The following is a 1,354-nucleotide window of genomic DNA, read 5'->3' on the forward strand; positions in this document are numbered from 1 at the left end:
CCGCGCGCGCGGCGCCCGACGGCAACACGATCATGGTCGGCAGCGTGGGCCACACCGCGATGAAGGCGCTCTACGCCAACTTCCCCTTCGACCCGATCGAGAGCTACGCGCCCGTCGCGCTCACCACGCGGCAGCCCTTCGTGGTGGTGGTGCATCCCTCGGTGCCGGCCAATGACGTCCCCGCCTTCCTGGCCTGGCTGCGCAGCCGCAACGGGGAGGCGAATTTCGGCACGGCCGGCATCGGCGCGACCAGCCATCTCTCGGCCGAGCTGCTGCGCAAGCTGGCCGGCGTGAGCTTCACCGTGGTGCCCTATCGCACCACGCCGCAGGGCGTCTCGGACCTCACCGCGGGGCGGGTCGAGTTCATGATCGACAGCCAGACGCTGCTGGCGCCGCTGATGGCCGACAACCGCGTGCGCGGCCTGGCGGTCACCACGGCGCAGCGCAGCTCCATGCTGCCGGACCTGCCGACGCTGGCCGAGGCCGGGGTGGCCGGCTACGACAGCTCGGCCTGGAACGGCATCTATGCGCCCGCCGGCACACCGGATGCGGCCATCCGCCCGATCGCCGACGCCGCCGCCGCCGCGGTGCGCGACCCCGCCACGAAGCAGCGCCTGGCGCGCGCGGGCGTGGATGTGTTTGACGACAACTCGCCCGAGGCGCTGGCCGCGCATCTGCGGGTGGAGGTCGCCAAGTGGGGCGAACTGGTGCGCAGCCTGAACATCCGCGGCGGCTGAGCCCGAGTCGCAGCTGACAGATCGCCTCAACTTCTCGCGCCAAGGGCCTTGATTCCGTAACATCGGCGGAAGAAGGCTTCGCCGCCGCGGGGGGCACGGCTATAGACGCCCAGAGCCCCCCAAGCCCGAGAACCCATTGCCGCGATGTCCGCCGCGCCCAGGTCCACCGGCCCCCGCCTAGAGCCCTTCCGGCTGCGCGGCGCCAATTTCAACCTGCTGGTGCTGCGCCTGCTCGACCATCGGGCGGAGGTGGTGGTGCCGGCGATCGGCGACCAGTTCCGCCGCGCCCCCGGCTTCCTGCGCTTCGCGCCGGTGGTGATCGGGCTCGACGACATCGCCGCCCGGCCGGAGGAGGTGGATTTCGCCGCCCTCGCCCAGGGCCTGCGCGCCATCGAGATCGTCCCCGTCGGCACCACCGGCGGCACGACGGAGATGCGCAACGCTGCGATGGGCGTCGGCCTGCCGCCGCTGCGGATGGCCGGCGGGCGGGAGACCGAGGTGACCGCGCCCGAGCCTGCGGCCGAGGGGGGGCCCGCCCCCCCCCCCGCACCCCCCCCCCCCCCCCCCCCCCCCGGCGCGCGCCGGCGCGCGCCCCCCCCCGGCGCCGCGGACGCCCC

At 74.5% G+C, this 1,354-nt stretch carries 2 protein-coding genes; both read left to right on the forward strand.

Features of this window, described 5'->3' with window-relative positions; all coding sequences use genetic code 11:
* A partial coding sequence (locus AC1MIR_RS01890; protein WP_480026490.1) for a Bug family tripartite tricarboxylate transporter substrate binding protein occupies positions 1-737 on the forward strand: 737 nt, incomplete at its 5' end.
* A gap of 144 nt (positions 738-881) precedes the next feature.
* The coding region (locus AC1MIR_RS01895) for a septum site-determining protein MinC (RefSeq protein ID WP_480026491.1) at positions 882-1,354 on the forward strand (473 nt) is incomplete at its 3' end.

Source organism: Falsiroseomonas sp. RANM36 (assembly GCF_056682175.1).